The organism is Aquidulcibacter paucihalophilus, from assembly GCA_030285985.1.
Classification (GTDB): domain Bacteria; phylum Pseudomonadota; class Alphaproteobacteria; order Caulobacterales; family Caulobacteraceae; genus Brevundimonas.
Genome location: CP127384.1, coordinates 300,867 through 326,705, shown reverse-complemented (window position 1 = coordinate 326,705; position 25,839 = coordinate 300,867). Strand labels below are relative to the sequence as shown.

General features: G+C 67.7%; 28 protein-coding genes and 1 pseudogene. 9 read left to right on the top strand and 20 right to left on the bottom strand.

What is annotated here, in order from left to right; all coding sequences use genetic code 11:
- Window positions 1-109: 109 nt before the first annotated feature.
- The 13 genes and pseudogenes from KB221_01700 to rdgB form a co-directional block, all read right to left on the bottom strand.
- Window positions 110-1,180 carry a hypothetical protein gene (locus KB221_01700; GenBank protein WIY69750.1) on the bottom strand — a complete coding sequence of 357 codons (1,071 nt, stop codon included), beginning with the start codon at window positions 1,178-1,180 and terminating at the stop codon, window positions 110-112.
- 71 nt (window positions 1,181-1,251) lie between these two features.
- Window positions 1,252-1,758 carry a hypothetical protein gene (locus tag KB221_01695; protein ID WIY69749.1) on the bottom strand — a complete coding sequence of 169 codons (507 nt, stop codon included), beginning with the start codon at window positions 1,756-1,758 and terminating at the stop codon, window positions 1,252-1,254.
- A 167-nt stretch (window positions 1,759-1,925) separates the two neighbouring features.
- Window positions 1,926-2,090 carry a hypothetical protein gene (locus KB221_01690; GenBank protein WIY69748.1) on the bottom strand — a complete coding sequence of 55 codons (165 nt, stop codon included), beginning with the start codon at window positions 2,088-2,090 and terminating at the stop codon, window positions 1,926-1,928.
- Window positions 2,091-2,377: 287 nt separating this feature from the next.
- On the bottom strand, window positions 2,378-2,551 hold the full coding sequence (locus KB221_01685; protein WIY69747.1) for a hypothetical protein: 174 nt from the start codon (window positions 2,549-2,551) through the stop codon (window positions 2,378-2,380).
- Between the two features lie 131 nt (window positions 2,552-2,682).
- Complete coding sequence (locus tag KB221_01680) at window positions 2,683-2,952, bottom strand: hypothetical protein (GenBank protein ID WIY69746.1); 270 nt, start codon at window positions 2,950-2,952, stop codon at window positions 2,683-2,685.
- Between the two features lie 616 nt (window positions 2,953-3,568).
- Complete coding sequence (locus tag KB221_01675; protein ID WIY69745.1) at window positions 3,569-3,943, bottom strand: hypothetical protein; 375 nt, start codon at window positions 3,941-3,943, stop codon at window positions 3,569-3,571.
- 258 nt (window positions 3,944-4,201) lie between these two features.
- Window positions 4,202-4,846: pseudogene (locus KB221_01670) on the bottom strand (magnesium chelatase domain-containing protein).
- A 182-nt stretch (window positions 4,847-5,028) separates the two neighbouring features.
- Entirely contained in the window at window positions 5,029-5,970 is a 942-nt protein-coding gene (gshB, locus tag KB221_01665; GenBank protein WIY69744.1) for a glutathione synthase, read from the bottom strand.
- Window positions 5,971-6,177: 207 nt separating this feature from the next.
- The gene (locus KB221_01660; protein WIY69743.1) at window positions 6,178-6,993 is read right to left on the bottom strand and encodes a transglutaminase family protein; all 816 of its coding nucleotides are present in this window, start codon (window positions 6,991-6,993) and stop codon (window positions 6,178-6,180) included.
- On the bottom strand, window positions 6,990-7,430 hold the full coding sequence (locus tag KB221_01655) for a YraN family protein (GenBank protein ID WIY69742.1): 441 nt from the start codon (window positions 7,428-7,430) through the stop codon (window positions 6,990-6,992). Before KB221_01655 ends, KB221_01660 begins: the two co-directional genes overlap by 4 nt.
- The gene (rsmI, locus tag KB221_01650; protein ID WIY69741.1) at window positions 7,427-8,299 is read right to left on the bottom strand and encodes a 16S rRNA (cytidine(1402)-2'-O)-methyltransferase; all 873 of its coding nucleotides are present in this window, start codon (window positions 8,297-8,299) and stop codon (window positions 7,427-7,429) included. The genes KB221_01655 and rsmI overlap by 4 nt, the downstream gene beginning before the upstream one ends.
- 44 nt (window positions 8,300-8,343) lie before the next feature.
- The gene (gene hemW, locus KB221_01645; protein WIY69740.1) at window positions 8,344-9,489 is read right to left on the bottom strand and encodes a radical SAM family heme chaperone HemW; all 1,146 of its coding nucleotides are present in this window, start codon (window positions 9,487-9,489) and stop codon (window positions 8,344-8,346) included.
- A gap of 103 nt (window positions 9,490-9,592) precedes the next feature.
- Window positions 9,593-10,198, bottom strand: a complete 606-nt coding sequence (gene rdgB, locus KB221_01640; GenBank protein WIY69739.1) for an RdgB/HAM1 family non-canonical purine NTP pyrophosphatase — start codon at window positions 10,196-10,198, stop codon at window positions 9,593-9,595.
- A gap of 618 nt (window positions 10,199-10,816) precedes the next feature.
- Here rdgB and KB221_01635 point away from each other — a divergent pair.
- The 3 genes from KB221_01635 to KB221_01625 are packed head-to-tail and all read left to right on the top strand — an operon-like array spanning window position 10,817 to window position 12,149.
- Window positions 10,817-11,323, top strand: coding sequence for a DUF2975 domain-containing protein (locus KB221_01635; protein ID WIY69738.1), 507 nt, complete (start codon window positions 10,817-10,819; stop codon window positions 11,321-11,323).
- A 23-nt stretch (window positions 11,324-11,346) separates the two neighbouring features.
- Complete coding sequence (locus KB221_01630) at window positions 11,347-11,607, top strand: helix-turn-helix transcriptional regulator (GenBank protein WIY69737.1); 261 nt, start codon at window positions 11,347-11,349, stop codon at window positions 11,605-11,607.
- Window positions 11,604-12,149 (top strand): Smr/MutS family protein, encoded by a 546-nt coding sequence (locus tag KB221_01625; protein ID WIY69736.1) that lies wholly within the window; start codon window positions 11,604-11,606, stop codon window positions 12,147-12,149. The genes KB221_01630 and KB221_01625 overlap by 4 nt, the downstream gene beginning before the upstream one ends.
- On the opposite strand, the gene KB221_01620 is transcribed toward KB221_01625, so the two are convergent.
- Window positions 12,136-13,158: an adenosine kinase gene (locus tag KB221_01620; protein ID WIY69735.1), complete on the bottom strand. Its 1,023-nt coding sequence runs from the start codon at window positions 13,156-13,158 to the stop codon at window positions 12,136-12,138. The two genes, KB221_01625 and KB221_01620, sit on opposite strands and share 14 nt — an antisense overlap.
- Before the next feature lie 91 nt (window positions 13,159-13,249).
- Between KB221_01620 and KB221_01615 the strand changes: the two genes are divergently transcribed.
- Window positions 13,250-14,122, top strand: coding sequence for a transporter (locus tag KB221_01615; GenBank protein WIY69734.1), 873 nt, complete (start codon window positions 13,250-13,252; stop codon window positions 14,120-14,122).
- A 108-nt stretch (window positions 14,123-14,230) separates the two neighbouring features.
- On the opposite strand, the gene nth is transcribed toward KB221_01615, so the two are convergent.
- Both nth and KB221_01605 read right to left on the bottom strand, forming a co-directional pair.
- Window positions 14,231-14,980 carry an endonuclease III gene (gene nth / locus KB221_01610; protein ID WIY69733.1) on the bottom strand — a complete coding sequence of 250 codons (750 nt, stop codon included), beginning with the start codon at window positions 14,978-14,980 and terminating at the stop codon, window positions 14,231-14,233.
- A 40-nt stretch (window positions 14,981-15,020) separates the two neighbouring features.
- Window positions 15,021-15,170, bottom strand: a complete 150-nt coding sequence (locus tag KB221_01605) for a hypothetical protein (GenBank protein ID WIY69732.1) — start codon at window positions 15,168-15,170, stop codon at window positions 15,021-15,023.
- Between the two features lie 164 nt (window positions 15,171-15,334).
- Here KB221_01605 and KB221_01600 point away from each other — a divergent pair, with 164 nt between their 5' ends.
- The 5 genes from KB221_01600 to KB221_01580 all read left to right on the top strand — a co-directional run bounded on the left by KB221_01600 (window position 15,335) and on the right by KB221_01580 (window position 19,959).
- A complete protein-coding gene (locus tag KB221_01600; protein WIY69731.1) occupies window positions 15,335-16,426 on the top strand; it encodes an HlyD family secretion protein in 1,092 nt (363 codons plus the stop codon).
- Window positions 16,423-18,012, top strand: coding sequence for a DHA2 family efflux MFS transporter permease subunit (locus KB221_01595; GenBank protein ID WIY69730.1), 1,590 nt, complete (start codon window positions 16,423-16,425; stop codon window positions 18,010-18,012). The genes KB221_01600 and KB221_01595 overlap by 4 nt, the downstream gene beginning before the upstream one ends.
- Entirely contained in the window at window positions 18,012-18,605 is a 594-nt protein-coding gene (locus tag KB221_01590) for a TetR/AcrR family transcriptional regulator (GenBank protein ID WIY69729.1), read from the top strand. The genes KB221_01595 and KB221_01590 overlap by 1 nt, the downstream gene beginning before the upstream one ends.
- A 74-nt stretch (window positions 18,606-18,679) precedes the next feature.
- Window positions 18,680-19,435: a creatininase family protein gene (locus KB221_01585; GenBank protein WIY69728.1), complete on the top strand. Its 756-nt coding sequence runs from the start codon at window positions 18,680-18,682 to the stop codon at window positions 19,433-19,435.
- 20 nt (window positions 19,436-19,455) lie between these two features.
- Window positions 19,456-19,959: a phasin family protein gene (locus tag KB221_01580; protein ID WIY69727.1), complete on the top strand. Its 504-nt coding sequence runs from the start codon at window positions 19,456-19,458 to the stop codon at window positions 19,957-19,959.
- 37 nt (window positions 19,960-19,996) lie between these two features.
- Here KB221_01580 and KB221_01575 read toward each other — a convergent pair whose 3' ends face one another.
- The 4 genes from KB221_01575 to KB221_01560 all read right to left on the bottom strand — a co-directional run bounded on the left by KB221_01575 (window position 19,997) and on the right by KB221_01560 (window position 25,711).
- Window positions 19,997-21,442: an AMP nucleosidase gene (locus KB221_01575; protein ID WIY69726.1), complete on the bottom strand. Its 1,446-nt coding sequence runs from the start codon at window positions 21,440-21,442 to the stop codon at window positions 19,997-19,999.
- Between the two features lie 134 nt (window positions 21,443-21,576).
- Window positions 21,577-22,668 (bottom strand): hypothetical protein, encoded by a 1,092-nt coding sequence (locus tag KB221_01570; protein WIY69725.1) that lies wholly within the window; start codon window positions 22,666-22,668, stop codon window positions 21,577-21,579.
- A 77-nt stretch (window positions 22,669-22,745) separates the two neighbouring features.
- A complete protein-coding gene (locus KB221_01565) occupies window positions 22,746-23,603 on the bottom strand; it encodes an alpha/beta hydrolase (GenBank protein WIY69724.1) in 858 nt (285 codons plus the stop codon).
- A gap of 77 nt (window positions 23,604-23,680) precedes the next feature.
- On the bottom strand, window positions 23,681-25,711 hold the full coding sequence (locus tag KB221_01560; protein ID WIY69723.1) for an AsmA family protein: 2,031 nt from the start codon (window positions 25,709-25,711) through the stop codon (window positions 23,681-23,683).
- Between the last annotated feature and the right edge of the window lie 128 nt (window positions 25,712-25,839).

The following is a 25,839-nucleotide window of genomic DNA, read 5'->3' as shown; positions in this document are numbered from 1 at the left end:
GTGCGCCCCGTCGGCGGCCCACTTGCGAACGATAGCGTCGCATGCCGGCCCCGCTTCAACACTAGGCGTGTCGTGAGGCCTCCGCGTCCAGACGAGCGCCAGCGGGGTACTAGTCCGCAGCTGAATTAGCGTCGACTGTCGACCCGAGAGCCTGGCTCGTCGCCTTGGAAACCAAACTGGTGACGTCGTGAACCGTCGGTGTCGGCCGCGCCGACTGCGCCGGCGGCCCGTCGAGTTCTTGGTAGGCGTCGATAATGATGTGGGAGGAACTTGGGTCGAACATGGAGCGCTCTTGCACGTAGACGTGCAGCATCACTCCTCCGCCGAGCCACCACCAGCGGCTGGAATGGTGACGGATGTCGGCCTCGTCACAATGACGGACCGGCTCCCAATCGCTGCGGGCAGCCATGGTGTCCAAGGCCGTCGCCAGCGCCGCGAGCCGGGGGCCTATTTCTCCGCCAGCATCGCCGAACTCGCTGCGATAAAACAGGGGACCGTCAACATGCATTGAACTAGGCCCAACACGCTGGCGACCAGTTTTCCACTTTGGAACGTATGGCCCATCCGCCCACGCTCTCGGCCAGTTCAGTTTCGCAACCTGAATGACCTTCTCGCCCCAGACCGGTCTGTCGTCCACCGCCTGAGGGAATACCTGCCGTGAATTGCGTGCCGGCAACGTGAGGAGTGGGGCGCGGGGGGCCGCTCCGAACAGACCGCTCAACGATGCGCTCGAGGCCTGGGCGGCGTCCGGCTGGTCGAATGTCCGGGTCAGGATGACCAGCCCCAGGAGGAAGCCTTCCACGTTGGCCTGTCTAAGTTCGAGCGCCACCGTCTCGTGGCCCACTGTCCAACGATCTTTTTCAGGAGCGCGGCCGCCGCGCCGTTGGACCGATTGGCCCGAAGCCCGGGAAATGTATTGCCGGAGCTCCCTAGCGGCCTTCGCCGTATCACGGTCGGACCAGATCGTTGCACGCACCCGAACTTCCGAGAGCAGGCCTTGGCGGTAGGAAAGCTGGAGGTCGATCGCATCTTGCACATGCGAGCCACATAGCCGGCCCGCCAGTACATCTGGTTCGGCGGCGCAGAGCGCTGGAAACGCCCGTCGAGCACTCTCAAACGTTGCCGCAGCACTGAGAGCGTAGGCCGTCTGAATGACGGCGTTTGCGTTCGGAGACTTCATGGTTGCCTCGTTAGGTGGCTTGTATCGTCACAGGCCCACAACGGGCGGCGACAAGGTGTGTGCGATCGTCTTCAGCCGGGATGTCCGCCCCACAGGGCGGGCGTGCTGGCCACTGTGGAATCAACCTGTCTCAGACTGTGGACCAGAGAGACCTCTCGGCTGAGCACTCTGACCCTCGGCTGGGTCATCTGAAGCGTCAGTGACTGATGTTCGGAGATGCGCCACGTCTGGCCGTAGATGCTTCGCACCTTACGGTTGCCGACCGTCACATGACATGTGGAACGGACGAGCATGTGCTTCCGGATCAGGCGTTCCATAATCTCAAACATGTCCGCCGCCCCGTTGATGTCGGGAAACAGTTGGGTCCAGCGGCCTTCGACAACCCGTGTGCTGGCATCGAAACGCAAGACAATGTCCGGCACGGCACCGGGGTCGGGATCCCGGACACTAACCTGGACCTCGCAACCGGCCTTCAGCTTCCTGACCCTCGCTTGCGGGACGGCTGCCAGTAGGGCCTCGCTTCGAAGCGCAGGATCAAGGCTGGTGACCTGCCGGACTATGATTTCGATGGTTCTCATGGAGGCACCTGGGACGTTGCGATCCATGGCGGGTCGCAGGGGGCGAAAGCCGTCAGGAACGGCATCGGGCGCACCTCCACAGGCCGCACAGAATCAGCGCTGTCGGCGGGAAGCGTGTGTGTGGAAGGAACCCCGATTATGGGGTCCTGAAGTACCCCATCCGGGCACTAGTCATCGGGGCGTTCGGGCGGCTTGATCATCCCTGAGTCAGCGCCGACGATTTGGTCGCTGGACGGGATCTCCGGGTAGGCTGACGGCGTGTCGCCGCCGTCCTCCGAATTGTGGGTTTCGATATGATTGTTGGCGGTCGGCGGGGTGCTGGCAGTGCTCATGGTGGGCCTCTCACTTGAAGAAGGCGCCGTATGCACCGAGCAAAGCGACAAGTAAAGATGGCCAAAACCGCTTTCGAATATTATGATGTATTGGCGAAACATCACCAATTTACTTCAACCTAGATCATGACGATCGCACAAGAGCAGACCATCATCATTCAGCAAGAGTAATAAATCACCCTCGAGGTAAGGTTTGAAATTTAGGCGATCGAACGGCGTCCTCGACCTTTCAGGGCGAGCCGCCCGGCAGATAAGGAAGGCGGGCTTAAATCGCCGGAGAATCGATTTTAGGCTGGGTCTTTGGCTTTAGATTGGGTCGACGAACCCCGACCATTCGCCAGGCCGTTCAGCTTGGCGATATCTTCGTCCGTATAGCCGTCGGGACGCTCGTCGCTCTGGAAGTGGATCGTCGCGAACAAGGCCGGACTAGCGGGTTTTGGAGTCGGCTTTGCGTCGGTCATGCGAACGCCTCGGATGCTGCGGTTGGCCGGCGCTTTGGTCGGCACAGGCCCGGCGTCAGATCACATGAGGGTTGATTTGAAAGGCGCTTTTGCCGGGTTAGATGAGCGCCGCTATTGTTCAGAAACCCGCCCTATCGTGCTGTTTCCATGGAATAGGTGGTCTCTGCGGAAGCGGCGGGCTGCTCAAGTATAACGACCTCGCCAACTGGAGCGATGCCCTCGTTGGCTGGAGAGCATTCCGACGAGTTCTCGTCAAAATGCACTACACCGTCCTTGGTTTCATAAACTAGGTCGTCCGTGATGCAGGCTTCGCCGACCCTTGCGGGCTGCGTGCCGAAGGCAAGGATCCCGATGACGGTCGCAGCGCTGAGGGCCAGGATGATCATCGTTGACTTTTTCATGGCAGAAGATCCCATCGCTTTCGTGTGAGCCGAGTGCACCACTTGCTCGCTTAAATCGGTCGAACTCGGTGTCCGAGCGGCAGGTTCGCCGATGACCGGAGGCTGGATGCCTACTGGACGTTGACGATCCCCCACGTGGTACCGCACATTTTGGTCCCAGATGAAATCTCGGACACTCCCTCCAATGAGACGTCCATTCGCAGCAGGGCGATCCCGCCGTTGTGTGGCAGGACGTCGTAACTTATCCGCTCCCTGGCATCGGCTAGCCCAGTTTCGGAAAACGTTAGCCGTCCAAGCGATTCTGATGTCGCAATAAGCGAAGAATTCCAGCCGAACTGGCGCACGAAAGACTGCTTTAAGCGCCCATAGTTAGTGCGGACCAGAGGCTGAAACGTCTGAGTGTCATCAAGGCAATAAACTGGAACGGCATCGCTTATATCAAGCTCCGCAGCCGAGGTGGATTGGCCTATGGCCGCGCTGTCCTCAAAAGACTTGGCCACACCTTCGTCGGGCGAGCATGCGCCAAGATAAAAAAGTAATAGAGCTATTGCCCGCATATTTAATCACTGTTTTCAAAATACGCGCCAGGATTACAGCCGTGATAGACTGATCGAAATCAGGAGCTACACGAAAACTGAACGGCAATCCGCGATGTGCCTGTCTCCGTCTGCAAAAACAAGTCTGCAGGAATATAGGAGCGCTCTTCCTCTTCTAGAAAAATAGTCGATCCAGTCTGTCGAATATTAAATGTTATTTTTTCGCCTGAGAACTCTTCAGGCAGTCCCATGGTGTCATCGGTGTCGCTCACTCTCACAGCCTTCCCGTCGATACCTAGGAGCGCCAAGGCACCGTCGGTGAGGAATACGGTGTCGCCGGTTTCAGTGATCGCAGAGCAGGTCAAGCCCGGTTCAATCAATGCGATCGCTTCGTCCGTTAACGGAGTGATCTCAGGTGCACCGAGTGCTCCAAGCATCGCAATCAAGAAAATCATGTGGCCTCCCGATAAGGTTGAAACTTTAGGATAACTTTGTGATTTTGGCTAGAGCTTACAACCGATTGGGCCCAACCTATCGTGGAGGCGATATCCGACATTGGGCATCGGCTTGTTAAGCCTTGCGCCAACGGAAAATGCCCTGGGTATTCACAAAGCACTGGGCGGCTGCCTTGGGCTTTCCGAAACCACTGTGGGAGGCCGCAAAAGACACGATCAAACGGCCCGCTGAATGTCGGGATGTTTAAGAGATAACCTGAGCAGGTTGTGGCCGCCGGCCGCCGCGATCTCGAGCGCGCGCTTGGCGCTCTCCTGACCCTTGACCTCGCGCAGGTCGGGGACGCGGTCGCCGGACCGCATCGCCCCCGGCTCGGGCCGGCGCAGCACCTGAGTGCCCTTGAAATGGTTGACCAGGCCGATCAAGGACCGCGGTGCCAGCACCGCGACGTCGCCGGCCCAGGCCGCCTCGGGCCCGTTGGCTTCGGGACAGATCAGGCCCAGCCCCATGGCGTCCACCGCCACCGCCGCCGGCAGGGTCCCGCCGACGGGCGCAATCCGACCGTCCAGCCCCAGCTCGCCGACCGCGGCCCAGCCCGCCAGCATGTCCGGCGGGATGACGCCCATGGAGGCCAGCAGGGACAGGGCGATGGGCAGGTCGAAATGGCTGCCCTCCTTGGGCAGGTCCGCCGGGGCCATGTTGACGATGATCCGCTTGGGCGGGAGCGACAGGCCGATGCCGGCGAAGGCCCCACGGACCCGCTCGCGGCTCTCGGCCACGGCCTTGTCGGCCAGGCCGACGATGGTGAAGGACGACTGGTCGCCAGACGGCAGCTGATGGACCTGCACATCCACCCGCCGGGCGTCCACCCCCTCGAAGGCTACCGTCACCACGCTGGCGAGCATCACTTCCTCCCGCTATGGGAGAAAGAACGAACCACGAACGGTGGCGGTTGGCAAGGGGAAGGGCTTGGGGCTTGGGGCTTGGGGCTTGGGGCTTGGGGCTTAGGGGTTAGGGCTTAGGAGTTGGAAGGACTGCACACGCCCGGAAGCCCTGAAACCCGGCACCCCAGCCCCAGCCCCAAGACCTAAGCCCTCTTCTTCTCCACCACATCCCACATGAGCGCGGTCGCATCGACGCCGGTGAAGGCCTTGAGCTGCTGGGCGCCGGTTGGCGAGGTGACGTTGATCTCGGTCAGATAGTCGCCGATCACGTCGATGCCGACGAAGATCAGGCCGCGGGCCTTCAGTGTTGGCCCGATGGCGGCGCAGATTTCGCGGTCGCGCGCCGTCAGTTCGACCGGGGCGGCGGTGCCGCCGACGCGGAGGTTGGAGCGGACCTGATCCTTGGCAGGGATACGGTTGATGGCCCCGACCGGCTCGCCGTCGATCAGGATGATCCGCTTGTCGCCCTTCGAAACCGCCGGGATGAATTTCTGGATCACCAGCGGATCGCGGCTGCCGGTCATGTGGATCTCGACCAGGGCCTCGAGATTGGGATCGCCGGCCTTCAGCTTGACCACGCCCGAGCCGGCGGCACCGTGCAGGGGCTTGAGCACCACATCGCCGTGGCGTTCGTGAAAATCGACCAGGGCGACCGGGTCGGAACTGATCAGGGTGGGCGGGGTCAGGCCGGGGAACTGCGTCACCAGCAGTTTCTCGGGGGCGCTGCGCACCTCGGCCGGGTCGTTCACCACCAGCGTCTTCGGATGCACCGTCTCCAGCAGATAGGTCGAGGTGACATAGGCCATGTCGAAGGGCGGGTCCTGACGCATCAGGATGACGTCGACATCTTCGCCGAGGTCCAGCTTCACCTCCTCGCCGAGGGTGACGTGGTCACCCTGGGTCTGGCGCAGGGTCACCGGGCGGGCGCGACAGAACAGGCGGCCGTCCTCCAGCGCCAGGGTGCGGACATCATAGACCCACTGGGCGTGGCCCCGGTCCTGGGCTGTGGTCATCATCAGCCAGGTGGTGTCGGACTCGATGTTGACCGCCTCGACGGGGTCCATCTGGATCGCGACTCTGAGCATGGGATGTCCTTCCAAGCGGGGGATGCTTGGCTAATGGGCAGCCGCGGGGGTGAGCGCAACCCTCGGCGGCGAGCGAAGGGGTGGCTGGTGATTGGTGGTTGGTGATTGCCGCCTCGCTGTCAGCGGAACGGCGGCGCAGTTCGCGCCCCCGCACCGGCGGTGGCCTGCCACCCATCACCAACCACCAATCACCCGGCGCAGCCGACGTCAGTTCAGCTGCAGCCGGACCCGATCGACCGACATCTGGCGCGTGATCTCCATCGGACCATCGACCGTGCGGGCGCGGGCGAGGGCCTCGAGCGCACCGGCGAGCGAACCCTGTTTCTCGCGCGCGGCGGCGACGTCCAGCCAGGGGCGGTGGTCCTCGGGGTCGAGCAGGGCGCGGCGCAGGGCCGAGCGTTCGGCCCCCTCGTAGTCCGCCGCGCGGAGGGCCCGGCTGAACAGGACGTTCTGCAGCCGGATCAGGGCCTCGCGGTCGCTGACCGGAGCCATCAGCACATCAAGCCGGTCGGCCACGTGCGGGGTCAGACCGGCCCGCAAGGCCCGCCGGGTCAGTTCCGACGGCAGGACCAGCCGGCCCTGGCTGAAGGGATCCAGCGCGACCGGCCCCTCCGGCGTCTCGACCCGCAGCAGGAAATGGCCGGGGAAGTCGACGCCCCGTGCCTTCACGCCGGCCCGCCGCGCCGCGTCGAGGTAGAAGATCGAGAGCGCGCCGGAGAGGCCCCGGCGGGTATCGGCGACGTGGATGACGTCCGTATTGGCCGGGCTGTCGTGGTTGAGCAGGTCCCCGTTCAAACGCAGGTCCGAGGCCATGGTCTCGGTCAGGGCCTCGTCAGGACCTTCGCTTGCGATCCGCTCGGCCAACCGTTCGGCGGCGTGGGCGGCCAGGGTGCGGACCGGCAGGGGGTCGCGAAACGGCTGGTCGTGGATGGCGCAGGCGATGGCCGCTTCCAGCAGCGGGAACGCCTCGTCCCCGGCCTGTCCGGCCTCCGTGAGAACCTCGATCGCTTCTTCGCGGGTCATGCAGCGCCCCTCCCGAAGGCGACAACGCCGCGACGATGGCGCGGAAACCGGCCCGGTGCCAGCGCCACCATATCGATCCGCAGCACATGACCGGCCAGGCTGGGTCTTTGGCGCAACACCGACCGGCCGGCGGCCCGCAGGCGGTCGTACTGGTCGGGGCCGAGGGCGGTGAGCGCAGCCTCCAGCGTGGCGCGGCGCTTGACCTCGACCACGGCCAGCACCTTGCCGCGGCGGGCGAGGATGTCGATCTCGCCGGCGCGGGTCTTCAGGCGGAAACCGAGCACCTGATAGCCCCGGACCATCAGCCAGGCGGCGGCCAGCCATTCCGAACGGTGGCCAAGCCGGTGGGAGACGGCCCCGAGGGCGACACGCCAGCCGCGCTTGGTCCGAACGACCTTCGGGGCCCGGACCTTCGTCGGGGGCCGCTTCGGGCTCACCGGCCCTGCATCTCCAGCGCCCGCTTGTAGAGCGGCTTGCGCGGCAGGTTCAGGGCCTTCGACACCTCCGCCGCGGCCTCGCCGGGCGGCAGGCGGGTCATGGCTTCGGCGAGGGCCGCGTCGACATCGGCTTCAGAGGCGACCTCCGTCTCGCCGGGGGCAATGACGATGACGATCTCGCCCTTCGGCGACTGGCAGCGCGGGTCGCCGGCCAGTTCGGCCAAGGAGCCACGCACGCACTCCTCGTACATCTTGGTCAGTTCGCGGGCGACGGCGGCGGGGCGCGGGCCGAGCACGGCGGCCATGTCGGCGAGGCTGTCGGCGAGGCGGGGGCCACTCTCGAAGAAGACCAGGGTCTGGCGGGCGGTCCGCACCTCTTCCAGCGCCGCGCGGCGGGCACCGGATTTGGCGGGCAGGAAGCCGGCGAACAGCACGCGGTCGGCGGGCAGGCCGGCGATACACAGGGCGGCCAACAGGCTGGACGGGCCCGGAATCGGATGCACCGGCAGGCCCGCCGCGATCACGGCCCGGGCGACGACGAAGCCGGGATCGTTGACCATCGGCGTGCCGGCGTCGGAGACGAGGGCGACGACCTCGCCGGCCCGCAGCCGCTCGATCGCGCCCTCGGCGGCCCGCGCCGAGGCATGGTCGTCGCACCGCTCCAGCTTTGCCTTCAGCCCGTAGGCCGACAGCAGTTTGGCGGTGACGCGGGTGTCCTCGGCCAGGACCAGGTCGGCGGCGGCCAGCACATCGAGCGCCCGCAGGGTCATGTCCCTGAGGTTCCCGATCGGCGTCGCCACCAGATAGAGGCCCGACGCGACGGGGCGCGGGGGCGGGGCGGTCGGCGGAAAGACGGACGGATCAGGCATCGGCGGGACCGTGCCCGAGGGGGCGCATCCCCTCAAGGTCTCATTCAGACCAGCAGCGCCTTGAGAACCCCATCCAGCACGGGGCGTCCTTTCGGGGTCGCGGCGATTCGGTCTCCATCGACGGCGAGGAAGCCGCCCGTGACCAGATCGTCCGGATCGAGGTCGAGAGCCGCGAAGGTGGCGCGGTCCACACCCTCCACCGTCCGCAGGCCCAGCAGCACCTTCTCCTCGGCCGCGTCGCGCGCCGACTGGGTCTCCCGCTCGCTCCAAGGCGCGCCGGCCGCCACGCCGGTGACGTAGTCCCCGATGCCCCGGTGCGCGACGGTCGCCGTGCGCGACCCCTCCAGGGTCAGCCGCCCATGCGCGCCCGGGCCGAGGCCCAGATAGTCACCGCCACGCCAGACGTGGAGATTGTGCGCCGAGCGGGCCGCCTCGCCCCGGGCGTGGTTGGAAACCTCATAGGCGTCGAAGCCCGCCGCCTCGAGCACGGTTTGCGTCGTCTCATAGAGGGCGGCGGAGAGGTCCTCGTCGGGCGGGGTCCAGGCCCCACGGGCCACGGCGCGGCCGAAGGCGGTCGTGGGCTCGATGGTCAGCTGATAGGGCGAGACGTGCTCGAAGCCCATGTCGATGGCCCCGGTCAGTTCGGCGGTCCAGCTGTCGACGGTCTGGTCGGGCCGGGCATAGATCAGGTCGATGGACAGGCGGGGGAAGGCGCGGGCGGCGACGGCGACGGCGCGCCGGGCCTCGTCCGCTGAATGGTTGCGGCCGAGGAAGGCGAGCGCGGCGTCGTCCAGCGCCTGTACCCCCATCGACAGGCGGTTGATCCCGGCGTCCGACAGGGCCGCAAAGCGGGCGGCCTCGGCGTCGGTGGGATTGGCCTCGAGCGTGATCTCGATCGGGCCGCGCGGCGGGAACAGGGTCCGGGCGCGGTCGATGACGGCGGCCACGGCCTCGGGCGCCATCAGCGAGGGGGTGCCGCCGCCGAAGAAGATGGAGGCCAGACGGCGCGGGCCGGTCAGCCGGCCTTGCGCCTCCATGTCGGCGAGGATGGCCGCGGCCAGCGCCGCCTGCTCCTCAACCCTGCCCCGGTCGCGCACGACGTTGAAGTCGCAATAGGGACAGATGCGCGCGCAGTACGGCCAGTGGACGTAGAGGGCGAGGTCGGAGCCGGGATCTGGAACGGAGGGCATGGGGTGATTGGTGGTTGGTGGCTGGTGATTGGCGGGGGCAGGTGCCGGTGCTTGGGCGGTGATCGGCAGCGGCGATCCAGCCACACCAGTCACCAACCACTAATCACCCTTCCATCAACGCCGCCTTCAGTTTCGCAAACGCGACCGCCCGGTGGCTGATCGAATCCTTCAGCGCCGGATCCAGCTCACCGAAGGTCTGCGTCTGGCCTTCGGGGATGAAGATGGGGTCGTAGCCGAAGCCGCGGTCGCCGCGCGGAGGGAAGGTGAGCAGGCCGTCGACGCGGCCCTCGACCACCACCGCCGGGCCGTCGGGCCAGGCCACGGCCAGGGCCGAGGTGAACCAGGCCTGGCGATCCGACGAGCCGGTTTCCTCCAGCCGTTCCTCGACGCGGCGCATGGCGAAGGCGAAATCCTTGTCCGGTCCGGCCCAGCGCGCGGAGAAAATGCCCGGGGCACCGTCCAGGGCCGCGACCGACAGGCCGGAGTCGTCCGCGAGCGCGACCTCGCCGGAACGGTCGGCCGCATGGCGCGCCTTGAGCAGGGCGTTGCCGACGAAGGTGCTCTCGGTCTCGTCCGGCTCGGGCAGATTCAGGCTGGCGGCGGTGACCACGTCGTAATGTCCGTCCAGAAGGGCGTCGATCTCGACGGCCTTGCCGGGGTTGTGGGTGGCCACGACGAGCCGCATCCCCTTGATAAGCTTCAGTTTCATACTGACCACGCGCTCCGAAACAATCCATTGCCAAAGTTTAATATCGTTAAACGATATGTAACGTGCCTTTCGGTTAGGCATGTCCTATCTATGTCTTCACGGACGGACGCCGCGACGTTCCCCGATAGAGCCGAAACCGGCAATATCGATGCAGCGGAATAACAAAAGAGGGGTGAAAACATCCCTCGCTCAGGACCAACGGAGAACGACTATGAACACCATGAACGCTTCCTATTTCATCGAGAAGGTCGGCCACGGCATCCTCAACGCCTTCCTGCTCGCCGCCCTGCCGACCGCCCTGATCACCACCCTGATCCAGGCCTTCTGATCCCGCTCTGGCCACACCGGCCAGAACGGCGACCGGACTACATGGCCTGGAGTCGCCCCAGGGGCGACAGGCCAAACCAACAAAGTCTCACAGGAGCTTTGACGATCGGCATGACAATCGCGAAGAATAAGACCGCGTGCGGGTTCGCCGGACCCCGCGCGGCATCGTCGCCCCGCCGACCGGCCCGCTAGCAGAGAGGTCGACCCATGCGCTTCCCGAAATCGCTTTCGATCGGGATCCGCGTGCCTTTCGTCCGGACCCCGGCCCTTCCGGCCCTCGGTCCCGGATCCATGTCCAGCCTGCTCGGCGTCGCCCTCGGGGCCGCCTTCTGGATCCTGGCGCTGCTGACCTGCGCCGCCCTCCTCGTCTTTCTTTTCCTCGTTTTCATTCCGATGGGTCCGCTCGACCTGACCGCGACCTCGGAAGACGGCGGCACCAGCGTGCCCATTCCGCGCGCCTACGCCCTCTTCGGGGTCGGCGCCTTCGCCGGCTATTTCGCCGGCTTCGCCCTGATCCTCCGCCATCTGCGCCGCATCGTTTTCAGCCTGAGGATCGGCGACCCCTTCCAGCCCGCCAATGTCAGCCGGCTGAAGCAGATCGGCCTGACCCTGGCCACGGTCACCGGCGGCGCCTGGACCGGCCAGACCCTGGTATCGCGGCTGGTGCGCGGGTCGCTCGAGCCGCCCAGCCTGTTCGACCTCGTCACCCCCGCCTTCTCGGTTCTGGTCGTCTTCGTCCTCGCCGAGGTGTTCCGCGAAGGCGCCCGGCTGCGGCGCGAATCTGAACTGACGATCTGATCGGGTTGAGCTAGAGAACCCCCATGGCCATCCGCGTACAGCTTGATCGCATCCTCCTCGAACGGCGCATGTCGTTGACCGAGCTGGCCGACCGCGTCGGCGTGACGCTGGCCAACCTGTCGATCCTCAAGACCGGCAAGGCGCGGGCGATCCGGTTCACGACCCTGGACGCCCTGTGCCGCGAGCTGAACTGCCAACCGGGCGACCTGCTGGTCCAGGCCCCGGGGCCGCAGGACGTCGGCTCGGATGAGGATCCGGACGGGAACGCCCCCGGCACGACATGAGCCGCCGCGACGACCTGAGCCCCGACGACCGCCGCATCTGGGCCCGCGTCGCCGGATCGGTCACGCCGGCCAAACCGAAGAAGGCGGCCCTGGTCATTCCAGGTGCCGCCGTGGTCGATCCGCCCGCGGCACCGCTGCCGCGTGGTCTGGCCAGGCCCCGGCCCGCCGCCCCGGCCTGGAGCCCGCCGGTGCAGGCACCGCTCCGGCCGCGCGGCCACCCGGAAGAGCTGGAGCCGCGCCGCCAGCGCCGGCTGTCACGCGAGCGCGATCCGATCGAGGCGAAGATCGACCTGCACGGCTACGGCCGTTTCCAGGCCCAGGACGCCCTGACGGCCTTCCTGATGGGGGCGCAGGCGCGGGGCTATCGCTCGGTGCTGGTCGTGACGGGCCAGGGGCGGCGCGGCGGCACGGGCGTGATCCGGGCCTCGGTGCATGAATGGCTGCAGGCCCCGGCCTTGCGCGGTGTGGTGTCGGGGTTCGCGGCCGCCGCTCGCCATCATGGCGGGGATGGCGCGCTGTATGTGACGATCAGGCGGGGTTGAGGGTCAGCCCCGCATCCTTCGCCAGCGCTTCCAGCGAGGTCATCGGCCTTGGCCCCCAGTGGGCGATGACTTCTGCCGCCGCCAGCGAGCCGAGCTTGCCGGCGTCTTCCAGTGACAGGCCACGCGCCACGCCCAGCAGGAAGCCGGCGGCGTACTGGTCGCCGGCACCGGTGGTGTCGACCACCTTGTCGACGGGGACGACGGCGATGGCGACGCGTTCGTCGCCCGAGACGACCACCGAGCCGGATTCGCCGCGGGTGATGGCGGCGACGTCCACCATGGACGCGAGCTGCGCGGCGGCGGCGTCGAAGTCCTCGGTCTCGAACAGGGCGGCCAGTTCGCCCTCATTGGCCAGGACGATGTCGGCCGAGGCCTCGATGAAGGCCAGAAGCTCGGCGCGCCAGCGCGCGACGACGAAGGTATCGGACAGGGTGATGGCGACCTTGCGTCCGGCGGCGTGGGCGGCGGCGGCGGCGGCCTCGAAGGCGGCGCGGGCCGGGGCCGGGTCGAACAGATAGCCTTCCAGATAGACGATGGCCGAGGCACCGATCAGGGCCGCGTCGATGTCGGCGGCCTGAAGCTGATTGGCGGCACCGAGGAAGGTGCACATGGTGCGCTGGCCGTCGGGCGTGACGTTGATCATGCAGACGCCGGTGGCCAGGCCATGGACGGCGCCGTCCCGGAGCGCGGGAGTCTCGAAATGGACGCCGCCGGCATGGATGTCATGGGTGAAGACGCCGCCCAGCACGTCATCGGCCACCTTGCCGATATAGGCCGCGCGGCCGCCGAAGCTGCCGACGCCGGCGACCGTATTGCCCGCCGACCCGCCCGAGGCCTCAACGCCCGCGGCCATGGCGGCGTAGAGGGCGGCGCTCTGCTGCGCATCGACCAGCTGCATCGAGCCGGGCGTCAGGCCCTGGGCCGTCAGAAAGGCGGGGTCGCAGGGGGCGAGGACGTCGACGATGGCGTTGCCGACGGCGCAGACGTCATAGGTTGGGTTCTGGGTCATGGGCGGCCCTTATCGGACAGCCGGCCCCGCGTCATCCGAAAAGCATAAGGAACGCCTTATGCGATTGCCGCCGCTTCGCTATGAGTCCGCCATGACCCAGATCGCCGTCCTGACCCCCGATGCCGCCGACCCCTCCTATGCCGGCCAGTGGCCCGGCGTGCTGGAGCGGCTGGCAGAAGCCCTCGCCACAGCCGGACTGACGGCGGTTCCGACCGCTTGGACCGACCACATCGCGGACGCCTCCGGCCTGATGCGGTTTCCGCTGGTCCTGCCGGTGATCGCCTGGGGCTATCACCGCGACCACGACCGCTGGATGCAGGCCTGCGCGACCTGGGAAGCGGCGGGGGTGAAGATGCTGAACCCGTCGTCGGTGCTCGCCTGGAATTCGGACAAATCCTATCTGGGCCGGCTGGCCGAACAGGGCATCGCCATGCCCGACACGGTCTGGATCGACGGCCCGACGCAGGCCGACGCCGATGCCGCCTTCGATCGCTTCGGTGTCGATCAGATCGTGGTCAAGCCGCGCGTCTCGGGCGGGGCCCACAAGACCCTGCGGCTGGCCCGGGGCGAGCCCATGGTCGGGGCGCCCGAGGGCCCGGCGATGATCCAGCCCTATCTGCCGTCGATCGAGACCGAGGGCGAAACCTCCCTGCTCTTCTTCGGCGGGAAGCTGAGCCACGTCGTCAACAAACGGCCGGTCCCGGGCGAGTTCCGGGTGCAGGTCCAGTACGGCGGCGGCTATGTCGCCCTGCCCGAGCCCCCGGCAGCCGCGCTGGCGCTGGCGGAGAAGACGCTGGCCGCCATCGGCGAGGACCTGCTCTACGCCCGCATCGACATGGCCCCGGACGCCGACGGCGGCTGGCTGCTGATGGAGGCGGAATTGATCGAGCCGGACTTCTATCTGGCCTCGGCACCGGAGGGCGGGAAGCGGTTCGCGGCGGCGGTGCGGGCGCGGCTTGGGTGATTGGTGATTGGTGATTGGTGGTTGGTGGTTGGTTGAGGGCACCAGCGGTTCTGGCTTCGCAGAGTGGTCGACCCCTCCCTCGCCAATCACCAACCACCAATCACCCCTTCACCCCGCCTCCCCCAGCGCCGCTAACCCCGCCCGGCTCGGGCACAGGTCGCTGATCACGCAGGCGCTGCATTTCGGCTTGCGCGCCGTGCACGCATAGCGGCCGTGCAGGATCAGCCAGTGGTGGGCCTTGGGCAGCCAGTGCTCGGGCACCACACGGAACAGCTGGGCCTCAACCTTGTCGGGCGTGGCGGCATTGGCCAGGCCCAGCCGGTGCGAGACGCGGAAGACGTGGGTGTCCACGGCGATGGCCGCCTCGATGCCCAGTTCGTTGAGCACCACGCTGGCGGTCTTGCGGCCGACGCCGGGCAGGGCCTGGAGGTCGGCGCGGTTCAGCGGCACCTCCCCGCCATGCTGCTCCAGCACGATCCGGCTCAGGGCGATGACGTTCTTCGCCTTGTTCCGGTACAGGCCGATGGAGGCGATGAAGGGCACCAGCCCCGCCTCCCCCAGCGCCAGCATCTTCGCGGGCGTGTCGGCGACCGCGAACAGTTTGTCCGTGGCCTTGTTGACCGCAACGTCGGTGGCCTGGGCCGACAGGGCGACGGCGACCACCAGCGTATAGGGGCTGGAGAAGCTGAGCTCGGTCTTCGGCTCGGGCATGATCCGCGCCAGCCGTTCGAAGATGGCCTCAACCCGGTCCTCGTCCGGCGGCCAGCCCAGCACGGGGACCATCGCCCCGGTCATGACGGCGGGGCGTTTCGGCGCGGGTTTCGGCGCAGGTCTGGAACGGGCCTTGGGCGGCTTCATCCCGCCCGGGTAGCAGACGCGGACCGGAACCGGGAAGGCCTCAGGTCTCCCACGATGCCGGAATGAACAGGGCCCCGGCCCCGAGCAGCATCCCGGCCAGACCGACGGCCAGCGGCAGGCCGAACAGGATGGTGCAGCTCAGGATCAGAAGACTGGCAGGCTGGGCGTACCGGGCGGCGAAGCGCTTCATGGGAGGTCTCCTCTCAGCTTGGCCGTAGTCGAAACCTCCCGGCGGCGGCGGTCAAGCGCAGGTTCGGAAACAGGATGTGTTGGGCCCCGGCGCATGAGTGGTTGATTTTTGGACAGTCATGTCCATTTATGCGCCGTCCTCCCCGACACGCTTTCGAGTCCGCCATGACCCTGACCCCCGCCCACAAGAAGCGCCTGCCGTTGATCGTCGCCGCCTTTGCGGCCCTGGCCCTCGTCATCGGCGGGGTCGTCTGGTGGCAGGGCAAGCAGCGCTGGGAGGCGACCGACAACGCCTTCGTCCAGGCCGACACCACCGGCGTCAGCCCCCAGATCGACGGCTATGTCGTCGAGGTTCTGGTCGCCGACAACCAGCGGGTCGCACCGGGCCAGATCCTGATCCGGCTGGACGACGCCGATGCCCGCGCCAATCTGGCCGAGGCCGAGGGCAATCTGGCGTCGGTGATCGCCGCCGTCGGCAATGTCGACGCCCGCGCCGCCCAGGAACAGGCCGTCATCGCCTCGCGCGCCGCCGGCGTGGCCCAGGCCCGCGCCCAGGCCGACCTGGCCGCACAGCAGGTCGACCGCTACGGCCGCCTCGCCGAGCAGGGCTGGGTGTCCCAGGCCCGCATCCAGACAGAACAGGCCGGTGCCCGCACCGCCCAGGCCTCGGTCGCCGAGGCGGAAGCCGCCCTGATCGCCGAACAGCGCACCGCCGGGGTGCTCGGTTCGAGCCGCAGCCAGAGCCTCGCCGCCGTCGATGTGGCCCGCGCCCGTGTCGAACAGGCCCGCATAGCCCTGGACCGCACCGTCATCCGCGCCCCGGTCGGCGGCGTGGTCGGGGCCCGCGGCGTCCGCGTCGGGCAATATGTCCGGCCGGGCGGCCAGATCCTGTCCATCGTGCCGCTGGGCGACGCCTATGTGGTCGCCAATTTCAAGGAAACCCAGCTCGACCGTCTGCGCATCGGCCAGACCGTCGAGATCAGTGCCGACGCCTTCCCCGGCGAGCCTCTGGTCGGTCATATCGACAGCTTCGCCCCGGCCACCGGCTCGGAGTTCGCCCTGATCCCGGTCGAGAACGCGACCGGCAATTTCACCCGCATCACCCAGCGCGTGCCGGTCCGCATCCGCGTCGACCGCGCGGGGGCCGCCGCCCTGCGGCCCGGCCTGTCGGTCGAGGTCAAGGTTGACCTGAAGAGCCGCGGCGGCCTGAGCTTCGCCGAGGCCGCCACCGGACCCGTCGTGGCCGCGGTCCGGTGACCGCCGCCGCTCCGACGGTCGAGGCCGCCGCGCCCACGCCGGCGCCCGAGGTCAACTGGACCTTCCTGCTGCTCGGCTTCGCCGGGATGGTGATCGGCCAGTTCATGGCCATCCTCGACATCCAGATCGTGGCCTCGTCCCTGCCCCAGATCCAGGCCGGGGTCGGCGCCTCGGCAGACGAGATCAGCTGGATCCAGACGGCCTATCTGATCCCCGAGGTCGTGATGATCCCCCTGTCGGGCTATCTGTCGCGGCTGTGGGGGACGCAGAAGGTCTTCCTCGTCTCCTGCAGCGGCTTCCTGCTCATGAGCCTGGCCACAGGGATGTCGTCCTCGATCGAGGCGATGATCTTCTTCCGGGCGCTGCAGGGCTTTGTCGGCGGGGCCATGATCCCGACGGTCTTCGCCGTCGCCTTCACCGCCTTCCCGCCGGACAAGCGGGTCACGGCCAGCATCGTCATGGGCCTGATCGTGACCCTGGCGCCGACGGTCGGCCCGACCCTGGGCGGGCATCTGACGGAGTGGCTCAGCTGGCGCTGGCTGTTCTTCATCAACCTCATCCCGGGCATGCTGGTGCTGTTCCTGGTCGGTCGCTACGCCAATTTCGACAAGGGCGATCCGTCCCTGGCCAAGGGGTTCGACTGGGCCGGGCTGGGGCTGATGGCCACCTTCCTGATGAGCCTGCAGTTCGTGCTGGAGGAAGGCTCGAAGAATGACTGGTTCGCCGACGACCTGATCCTGCTGCTGGCCCTGGTCGCCGCGATCACCGGCCCGGCCTTCGTCTGGCGGTCGCTGACCTACCGCAATCCGATCGTCGAGCTGCGCGCCTTCACCAACCGCAATTTCGTCGTCGGGGTGGTGATGACCTTTATCGTGGGCGCGGCCCTGTTCGGCGGCACCTTCCTGCTGCCGCTGTTCCTCGGCCGGGTGCGCGACTATTCGGCCTCCGAGGTCGGAACGACCATGGTGGTCTCGGGCCTGGCCATGTTCCTGACCGCGCCCTTCGCGGGACGGCTGGTACGCAAGGTCGACCTGCGGCTGCTGATGTTCGGCGGCTTCATGCTCTGCGCCTGGGGCATGTGGGACGCCCGACTGGTCACCGCCGACTGGGGCTTCTGGGAGTTCGCCAGCGTGCAGGCGGTGCGCGGCTGCGGCGTCATGATGGCCATGATCGCGGCCCAGCAGGTCACGATGTCGACCCTGCCGCCCGAGATGGTCAAGAACGCCTCGGGCCTGGTCAATCTGAGCCGCAACGTGGGCGGCGCCTTCGGCCTGGCGATCCTCAACACCTCCCTGACGCAGAACACCGCCCTGCACATGAGCGAGTTGACCCAGAACATCCCGGTGACCAGCGCGGGGATGCAGGACATGCTGGCGGGGATGCAGGCGCGGTTCGCGGGATCGATCGATCCGGCCGGGTCGGCGATGAAGGCGGTCCAGGGCATGCTGCAGAAGCAGGCCACGACCCTGGCGTTCGGCGACGCCTTCGCCATGCTGGCCATCGCCTGCGCCTTCGCGGCCTGCGTCACCCTGCTGTCGCGACCGGTGAGGACGCCGGCCGGGGCCCCGCCGGTGGAGGCACACTGATGGCGCGCGTTCGCGGACAGGTCGACGAGACCAAGACCGAGGCCATCCTCGAGGCGGCCACGGCCCTGTTCGGCGAGAAGGGCGCCCTGGCCTCCATGGAGCAGATCGCGCGCCGGGCCGGGGTCTCCCGCCAGACCCTGTACAACCGCTTTCCCAACAAGCTGGAGATCGGCCGGGCGCTGGCCGCCCGCCGGTCCGACGCCATCAGCGCGCCGCTGCGCGCCGGGGGCGATCCGGAGACGGTGCTGACCGCCTTCGCCGTCGGCCTGCTCGACAAGCTCTTGCGAGTGGACGCGGGGGCCTCGCTGCGCGGGGTGGCCCTGATGTCGCCGGAAATGCCGGACCTCGCCGACGCCATCTACCAGGCCGGACCCGCCGAGGGCCTGCGCCGGCTGGCGGCCTGGCTGGCCGAACAGGACCGGCTTGAGCTGCTACGCATCCCCCAGCCCGAGGTTGCGGCCGAGATGTTCGCGGGCATGGTGCTGGGGCACGGCCACCTGCGCGCCATCCTCGGCGTCGCCCAGCCGCCGATCGACCTTGAAGCGCGCGCCGCCGAGGCCGTGCACCGGTTCCTGCGCGCCTTCGCCCGATGACGGCCGGCACCCGGTGAAGGTTGGCCCCGGCCGCCAATCGGCCTAAACCGCGCAAATCTCCACGGAGCTTCCCCATGCTGATCCATCTGTCGTCCTGGCCCGAGATCGACGCCCGGCTGAAGACCACGAAGACGGTGGTGGTGCCGATCGGCTCGAACGAACAGCATGGCCCGACCGGCCTCCTGGGCACCGACTGGATGTGCCCGGAGATCATCGCCCACGCCGCCGAGAAGCAGGACGGCAGCCTCGTCGTGGCCCCGACCTTCAACATCGGCATGGCCCAGCATCACCTGGCCTTCGCGGGCACCATCTCGCTGCGCCCCTCGACCTTCATGGCCGCGATCACCGACTGGGTGAGCTCGCTGAGCCGGCACGGGTTCGAGCGGATCTATTTCCTCAACGGCCACGGCGGCAATGTCGCCACCATCGAGGCGACCTTCGCCGAGATCTATGCGGAATGGAGCTTCGTCGAGGAGCAGCCGCCGTTCGTGCTGAAGCTGAAGAACTGGTGGGACCTGCCGGGCGTCAACAGCCTTTGCACCCGCATCTTCCCGACCGGCCACGGCATGCATGCGACGCCGTCGGAGATCGCCGTGACGCAGGCCGCCTATCCGGATCATATCAAGACGGCGACCTACAGCCCGCAGATCGCGCCCACCGGCCCGATCCGCGACGCGCTCGACTATCGCGCGCGCTTCCCCGACGGCCGGATCGGCTCGGACCCCGCCCAGGCCAGCCCGGAGCACGGACGAACCATCATCGACGCGGCGGTCCCCGCCCTGTTGAAGGATGTCGCCGACTTCTCTGCCGAGGTCTTGCCCGAGGCGTGATTGCGGCCCAAGGCTGGCGCATGACCCAGTTCGAAAAAGCCATCAAGACCGGCCGCCGCTTGACCCGCGACGGCGCGCGGGCGGCCAATACAGCCCTGTCGGGTGGCGAGATGATGAAGGCCGCGGGCGACGTCATCAACGCCCGGCTGGAGATCATGGCCGCCGGCATGATCGATCCGCGCAAGGTCGACCTGAAGGAAATGTCGCTGATGAGCTCGGAGAAGGTCGAGGCCCTGTCGGCCTCCGCCTCGTCCGTGGCGAAGACCTTCGGCGACATTGGCGGCCGTCTGGGTTCGGGCGTCATGACCGAGGCAGGGCACGCCTCGAAGGCCGCCACATCGATCGCCACCGCCGCGACCCCGGCCGCGGCGATGCAGGCGCAGTACAGCTATGCCGTCGGCTGGTGGAGCCGCGCCGCCGCGCAGATGCTGACCCTGAACAGCGCCATGCTGAAGGGTCAGGCCGATGCCATCCGCCCGATCCACAACACCGCCGTCGCCAATGCGAAACGGCTGAAGAAGTAGCCCTCGCCTCAAGTTGCGGGAAGCGCGTCAGGCGGCCTTAACGGAACGGCGGCTCGTCGAAGGCCCGCAGCTTGCGGGAGTGCAGGCGACTGCCCTCGGCGCGTAGCAGGTCGATGGCGTGGATGCCGATCTGCAGGTGTTCCGAGATCGAACCCTCGTAGAAGCGGTTGGCCTGGCCCGGCAGTTTGATCTCGCCGTGGATGGGCTTGTCCGAAACGCACAACAGGGTGCCGTAGGGCACGCGGAAGCGGTAGCCTTGGGCCGCGATGGTGGCGGATTCCATGTCGATGGCCACGGCCCGGCTCTGGTTGAAGCGCAGGGCCGATTTGGAATAGCGCAGCTCCCAGTTCCGGTCGTCGGTGGTCACCACCGTGCCGGTGCGCAGCCGCCTCTTCACCTCTTCGCCCGGCGCGCCGGAGACGATCTTGGCGGCGTCATAGAGGGCCCGCTGGACCTCGGCGATCGAGGGGATGGGGATGTCGGGCGGCAGCACCGCGTCGAGCACATGGTCGTCACGCAGATAGGCGTGGGCCAGGACATAGTCGCCGATGCTCTGCGAGGGACGCAGGCCGCCGCAGTGGCCGATCATCATCCACGCATGCGGACGGGTGACGGCCAGGTGGTCGCAGATGGTCTTGGCGTTGGATGGTCCGACGCCGATGTTGACCAGGGAGATGCCCGCCCAGCCCGGCGCGGTCAGGTGATAGGCCGGCATCTGGTGCTTCTTCCAGGCCGCATCCATGACCGCGGCCTCGGGATCGGGCGTATCGCGGGTGATGACGATGCCGCCGGCGCAGACCAGCTTTTCATAGGGGCTGTTCGGGTCCTGCAGCTGGGCGCAGGCCCAGCGCACGAACTCGTCGACGTAGCGATTGTAGTTGGTGAACAGGATGTAGGACTGGACGTCCTCGACCGGCGTGCCGGTGTAGTGGCGCAGGCGGGCCAGCGAGAAATCAGTCCGCAGGCCGTCGAACTGGGCCAGCGGGAAGTCCTTCGTCAGGTCGAACATCCCGTCGGAGATCTCGTCGCCGATGTGGGCGAGGTCCGTGGTCGGGAAATAGCGGGCGACGGCGGCCGTCTGGCTGCGGTCGAGCGCGACGTCCGAGCCGTCCATCACATAGGGGAAGGGTATTTCCTGTTCCGACGGGCCGACATCGAAGGTGGCCCCATAGTCGGCCTGCAGCAGGCTCAGCTGTTCCGTCAGATAGGGGCGGAACAGGTCCGGCCGCGTGATGGTGGTCGAATAGACGCCGGGCCGCGAAAGGCGGGCATAGGCGCGGGTTTCAAGGTTCTGGGGCCGGTCGCCGAACCAGCTGACCCGAAGCTCCGGATAGGAGAACAGGCCCCTGGCCCGCGCTTCGGGATCGGCGCGTTCGCCGGTCCGGAGGAAGGTCCCTACCGCGGTGCGCAGGTTGGAGACGGATTGGCTGTAGAGGGTTTCGAGGCGGTCCAGAGCCGCCTGTGCTGTCATCGTTTCTGTCATGGCCTCGTCTAGCGGAAGATCATGGCCTTGGCGAGACGGTGCAGCTTGTTGGGCGCTATGTTCGCGACGCGGTCGCTCACGGCTTGAGCGCATGAGGCGCTGTTACGCAGTCGCTCGCGGCTTGAGCGCGGCCTCTAATCCCCGTTCGCCTGCGTGCGGGCGATCAGGGCCGTCAGCATGGCGTTGTCGGCGTATTTGACCTTCAGCGCCGCTCCGTCCGCCGGCTCGGCCTCGCATCGCAGGTCGCGGACGGCCGCGGTGATCTGCGCCCGCCGGTCGGCGTCATAGCCTTCCTCGCCCGCCCAGTGGTCGCACATCATCTTGCGGCCCATCCACGCGAACACCTCGGCCGGCACGGTCATCGCCGCGTCACGCAGCGGCTCGTTGACGCTGACCCCGGCGAGCACCAGCGCGTCGTCCCGGATCTCGAAGCCAAGGGTCGCCTCGCCCCCGCTGGGACAACAGTTGCCGTCGGTCGATTGCCAGAGCTTCGTCCAGGCCCAGACCTCGCCGTCCCCATAGCGGTAGTCCACGCCCTTCCAGACCTCCAGTCCGGCCGGGAGCCGTTCGGCCAGCTGATCACGCCAGCTCCAGTTATCCACCTGGACCAGGGGCTCGGCCGCATCGGGCGACCAGCGGAAGACGGCGTCGGCATTGCCATTGCCTGTCCCCTGCATCCGGCCCGGGACCGCCACATACATCCTGCCTTCGAAGATCATCAGCGTCGGCGCTTCGTAGCGCCAGCCCTCGAAGGCCCAGGCCCTCGGCCGGACAGGTCCCGTTCCGCCGCCGGACAGCAGCATGAAACCGCCGGTGATTCCGTTCTCGTCGGTGACCCCGTCCTGCAGCTGCCAGAACAGGCGATCGCCGTCCGGGGACGACAGCCAGCCGGCGGCTCGGCTGGAACAGCCGTTCAGGGCCGAGCCGATACAGGCACCGAGCGCTTCGGGCGAAGTCACGGTCACGTCCTGCAGCGCCTGGTCCCGCTGCGCCCGGCGGGTCAGCTCCTGCGCACGCTCGTCATCCCCGTCGGTGCCGTAGCCATATTCATCCAGGCTCCGATAGTGCAGCCATTGCCGCTGCTCGGCCTCGAGCTGGGGCGAGGTGGGCGACGTGTCACGGGCGGCCCCGAAAGCGGCGGTGAGTTCGGCCGACGGCGGCGGAAGCTGCGCCACGGCCGGTGACGCCACGCCCAGGACCATCATCACAGACAACAGAAGTCGCATCGCCGTCTCCCCGATCTTGGCCAAGACTGCACCCGCCCCGCGGTCCGCGCCACTGACCGGTTCTGATACCGAAACGATCAGCCCAGTTCGCGGCGCAGGAAGGCCGTCGCATCGTCCAGCACCGGCGCCTTCTTCCTGAACAGCGGGGAGAAGGTCGAGATCAGGTCGGCGTGGTTGAGGCCGGGATAGAGTTTCTCTTCGCAGCGTCCCCCGACCGCACGCATCCGCTCGCACAGGATGGTGGTGTCCTCGGCATGGACGATGACGTCGGCGGTGCCGTGTCCCAGCCACAGCGGCGGAGCGTCGGCGCGGGCGAAGGTCACGGGCTGGGTCAGGGTCGGGTCGGCGACCCGACCGAAGGCATTGACCGAGGCCGGGACGTCGAAGGGCAGGAAGTCATAGGGGCCGGCCAGGCCGACGGCCGCCTTGATCAGGCCGGGCGCGCCGACGGCAGCCATATAGCGGCGATCGAGGGTGATCATCATGGCGAGGTGGGCCCCCGCCGACTGGCCGATGACGCCCAGCCGCGCGGGATCGGCACCGTACTGGCCGGCGATTTCACCGACCCTGGCCGTAGCAAGGGCCGCGTCCTCGATGAAGGCCGGGAAATGCACCTCAGGGACCAGCCGGTAGTCCGGCAGGGCGACCACGAAGCCGCGCGCCGCCAGCGCCTGCGCCGCCCAGGCGTAGTAGGTCTTGTCGCCACTGTCCCAGCCGCCGCCGTAGAACAGCACCAGCACAGGCCAGGGCCGGGCCTGCGGCGCGGTAGGGACGAAGATGTCCATGGTCTGCCGGGCATCCTCGCCATAGGCGAGGTCACGGTCGACCCGGCGCACACCGCCGTCGCGCGGGCCGAACGTATTCAGCAGGGCGAGGGGCGAACAGGCGGCAGCGAGCAGTCCGAGCGCGGGGGCGAACAGGCCTCTTCGGGTCATGCGGTCCTTGAGGGCGAATGGGAGACGGGGCCCAAGATACGCACGGAACGCGCGTTCGGCTCAACCTGTCGCGCGGCCTATCTCGCGGAGGAGATCAGGGCCCCGCAGTTGGCGTCCTCCGCCAGGCCGGGATCAACGAAGGGCAGCAGGGCAATCAACGGATTGATCAGGGCACCCAGGGCCGCGCCCAGACCGACCTGGCCGGCGACCGCGCCGCCCTCTATCCCGATCGCCGGAGCCGTCAGCGGCCCGCGAAGGGTGATGGGCGACCAGAGACGAATCAGACGCGGCTGTTTGGTCTCTCCGTCGATGCGAAGGTTCATCGTCTCGGCCCCGAGGTCGATGGTCCCGGCGCCCCGCGCCAGCACCGGGGTCGTGTCGACCACAAAGGTCCGCGCGGTGGCGATGCCGCGCCGCACCGTGAAGTCGGCGACGGCGCAGCGGATTTCGGACGAACCCGTGTCGCCGGACAGCAATTTGCCCAGTCCGGCGGTGACATTGATGCCGAGCAGTTCGGCGAACGCCGCGCGCATCCGCCCCTGCGGCACCACCAGGCTGAGCGTGCCGGTGGAGTTGGCCGCAAAATCATGCACCGACGCCCCGGGGCCTTCGAGTCTGGCGCGGCCGAGGGCGCTGCCGGTGACGACCGGAGCGCCGTCGCGGGCGGGCACGATGGATTCGAGCGGATAGCCCCTCAGCCGGAAGTCGGCCGTGGTGTACGGCGTGTCCCGGTTGGCGTTGATCCGCGCCGTCCCGTTCAGCGAGCCACGGTTGAAATCAAAGGACACCGGATCGAGCTTGAGGATGCCGTCCCTGAGATCCGCCCCGAGGTCGACCTGACGGATGTCGAGCTCATTGCGCTTCACCCGCGCGGCCCGGTAACGCAGCGTGCCGTCCATGACCCGCAGCCGCTCGACGTTCAGCGGCGCGGTGGGCAGCAGTTTGGCGCCGGCGCCCGAGGTCGTGACCGTATCACCGGAGGCCGTGACCCGCGGCGTACCGCCCAGCACGGCGGAGAGGTCGTCGATGTCCAGCAGATTGGACCGGAGGTCCGCATCGACCCGACGGCGGTCGCCGACCTTGTCGACCTTCAGGTCGCCGGACAGGTCCGAGGTCCCGACCCGGCCCGAGACATCGTTGAAGGTGAAAACCGTATCGTCCCGCTTCAGCGTCCCGCTCAGCCGGTACGGCGGCGTATTGGGGGTGGTGATCCCGGTCAGGAGATACAGGTCGGCCATGTCGCGCCCCTGCAGGCTGAGGGCCGCGGTGAACTGGCCGAGGTCGAACGGCCGGGTGATCGAGCCGTCGGCGATCAGGGTCGAGCCCACGCCCGACAGCTCGGCCTTGAAGCCATATGGCCGGTCGCGCCGGATGTTGATGAAGGGCCCACCGCGGACTTCCAGCCGCAGGGGCGTGCCGTTCATGGTGCCGCGGCCGTCGAGGTGGAATCCGGCTTGACCGTCCGAGCCCTCGCGCGCCGATAGCGTCGCCCTGAGCGTCAGGTCGCGCTTCAGTTCGTCCAGGCTCAGCCTGCCGTCGCGGATCACCAGATGGTTGATCAGGGGAATCTTCATGCCCTGATCGTCGGTCTTGCCGGGGTCGAGGACCCAGCTCAACCGCCCGTCCTCGGCGGCGATCAGGACGACTTCGGGCCGGGTGATGATCACGCGCGGCATCTCGATCCGGCCGGCCAGAAGGGCACCGAGGCCAACGGAGGCCTGCAGGTCCGCGACCTTGAGCGTATCCTGTTCCAGCGCCCAGTCCGGCCCCCCGATGCGCAGGCCCTGCACCCGCGCCGAGGGCGTCAGGCTGAACAGATGGACGTCGAGGTCGCCGTTGAGCTCGATCTCGCGGTCGTATCTCGCCGAGGCCCAGGAGCCGATCGGCCCGCGCAGCCAGTTCCACTGGAACAGGGCCAGAAACAACACGAGCAGAAGGAGCAGCAGGACGGTCCCGCCGGCCGCGAACGCCTCGGGACGGCCCGGACGACGCAGGCCGCCATAGACCGGATCATGGGCGACGACCCGGTCCCGCCGCTCGCGCGCCCAGGCGACGGCCGGGACCAGGGCCCGGTCGCGAAGGGCGAGCCAGTTCGGATTGTCTTTCAAGGGGTTGGGCAAACCGGAACTCCGTCCAACCCCTGACAACGCGCGAAGTCGGCAGTTGGCGCCACCGGCCTCAAGGCGAAGGGCGCGCCCGTTGCCGGACGCGCCCCCTGTCGATCGCCCTTTCAGAC

What these genes read in the sequence shown, in the direction of transcription:
- KB221_01700 (WIY69750.1), bottom strand. Translation starts at nt 1,180, where the DNA reads ATGAAGTCTCCGAACGCAAACGCCGTCATTCAGACGGCCTACGCTCTC.
- KB221_01695 (WIY69749.1), bottom strand. Translation starts at nt 1,758, where the DNA reads ATGAGAACCATCGAAATCATAGTCCGGCAGGTCACCAGCCTTGATCCT.
- KB221_01690 (WIY69748.1), bottom strand. Translation starts at nt 2,090, where the DNA reads ATGAGCACTGCCAGCACCCCGCCGACCGCCAACAATCATATCGAAACC.
- KB221_01685 (WIY69747.1), bottom strand. Translation starts at nt 2,551, where the DNA reads ATGACCGACGCAAAGCCGACTCCAAAACCCGCTAGTCCGGCCTTGTTC.
- KB221_01680 (WIY69746.1), bottom strand. Translation starts at nt 2,952, where the DNA reads ATGAAAAAGTCAACGATGATCATCCTGGCCCTCAGCGCTGCGACCGTC.
- KB221_01675 (WIY69745.1), bottom strand. Translation starts at nt 3,943, where the DNA reads ATGATTTTCTTGATTGCGATGCTTGGAGCACTCGGTGCACCTGAGATC.
- gshB (WIY69744.1), bottom strand. Translation starts at nt 5,970, where the DNA reads ATGCTCAGAGTCGCGATCCAGATGGACCCCGTCGAGGCGGTCAACATC.
- KB221_01660 (WIY69743.1), bottom strand. Translation starts at nt 6,993, where the DNA reads ATGACCCGCGAAGAAGCGATCGAGGTTCTCACGGAGGCCGGACAGGCC.
- rsmI (WIY69741.1), bottom strand. Translation starts at nt 8,299, where the DNA reads ATGCCTGATCCGTCCGTCTTTCCGCCGACCGCCCCGCCCCCGCGCCCC.
- hemW (WIY69740.1), bottom strand. Translation starts at nt 9,489, where the DNA reads ATGCCCTCCGTTCCAGATCCCGGCTCCGACCTCGCCCTCTACGTCCAC.
- rdgB (WIY69739.1), bottom strand. Translation starts at nt 10,198, where the DNA reads ATGAAACTGAAGCTTATCAAGGGGATGCGGCTCGTCGTGGCCACCCAC.
- KB221_01635 (WIY69738.1), top strand. Translation starts at nt 10,817, where the DNA reads ATGTCCAGCCTGCTCGGCGTCGCCCTCGGGGCCGCCTTCTGGATCCTG.
- KB221_01630 (WIY69737.1), top strand. Translation starts at nt 11,347, where the DNA reads ATGGCCATCCGCGTACAGCTTGATCGCATCCTCCTCGAACGGCGCATG.
- KB221_01625 (WIY69736.1), top strand. Translation starts at nt 11,604, where the DNA reads ATGAGCCGCCGCGACGACCTGAGCCCCGACGACCGCCGCATCTGGGCC.
- KB221_01620 (WIY69735.1), bottom strand. Translation starts at nt 13,158, where the DNA reads ATGACCCAGAACCCAACCTATGACGTCTGCGCCGTCGGCAACGCCATC.
- KB221_01615 (WIY69734.1), top strand. Translation starts at nt 13,250, where the DNA reads ATGACCCAGATCGCCGTCCTGACCCCCGATGCCGCCGACCCCTCCTAT.
- nth (WIY69733.1), bottom strand. Translation starts at nt 14,980, where the DNA reads ATGAAGCCGCCCAAGGCCCGTTCCAGACCTGCGCCGAAACCCGCGCCG.
- KB221_01605 (WIY69732.1), bottom strand. Translation starts at nt 15,170, where the DNA reads ATGAAGCGCTTCGCCGCCCGGTACGCCCAGCCTGCCAGTCTTCTGATC.
- KB221_01600 (WIY69731.1), top strand. Translation starts at nt 15,335, where the DNA reads ATGACCCTGACCCCCGCCCACAAGAAGCGCCTGCCGTTGATCGTCGCC.
- KB221_01590 (WIY69729.1), top strand. Translation starts at nt 18,012, where the DNA reads ATGGCGCGCGTTCGCGGACAGGTCGACGAGACCAAGACCGAGGCCATC.
- KB221_01585 (WIY69728.1), top strand. Translation starts at nt 18,680, where the DNA reads ATGCTGATCCATCTGTCGTCCTGGCCCGAGATCGACGCCCGGCTGAAG.
- KB221_01580 (WIY69727.1), top strand. Translation starts at nt 19,456, where the DNA reads ATGACCCAGTTCGAAAAAGCCATCAAGACCGGCCGCCGCTTGACCCGC.
- KB221_01575 (WIY69726.1), bottom strand. Translation starts at nt 21,442, where the DNA reads ATGACAGAAACGATGACAGCACAGGCGGCTCTGGACCGCCTCGAAACC.
- KB221_01570 (WIY69725.1), bottom strand. Translation starts at nt 22,668, where the DNA reads ATGCGACTTCTGTTGTCTGTGATGATGGTCCTGGGCGTGGCGTCACCG.
- KB221_01565 (WIY69724.1), bottom strand. Translation starts at nt 23,603, where the DNA reads ATGACCCGAAGAGGCCTGTTCGCCCCCGCGCTCGGACTGCTCGCTGCC.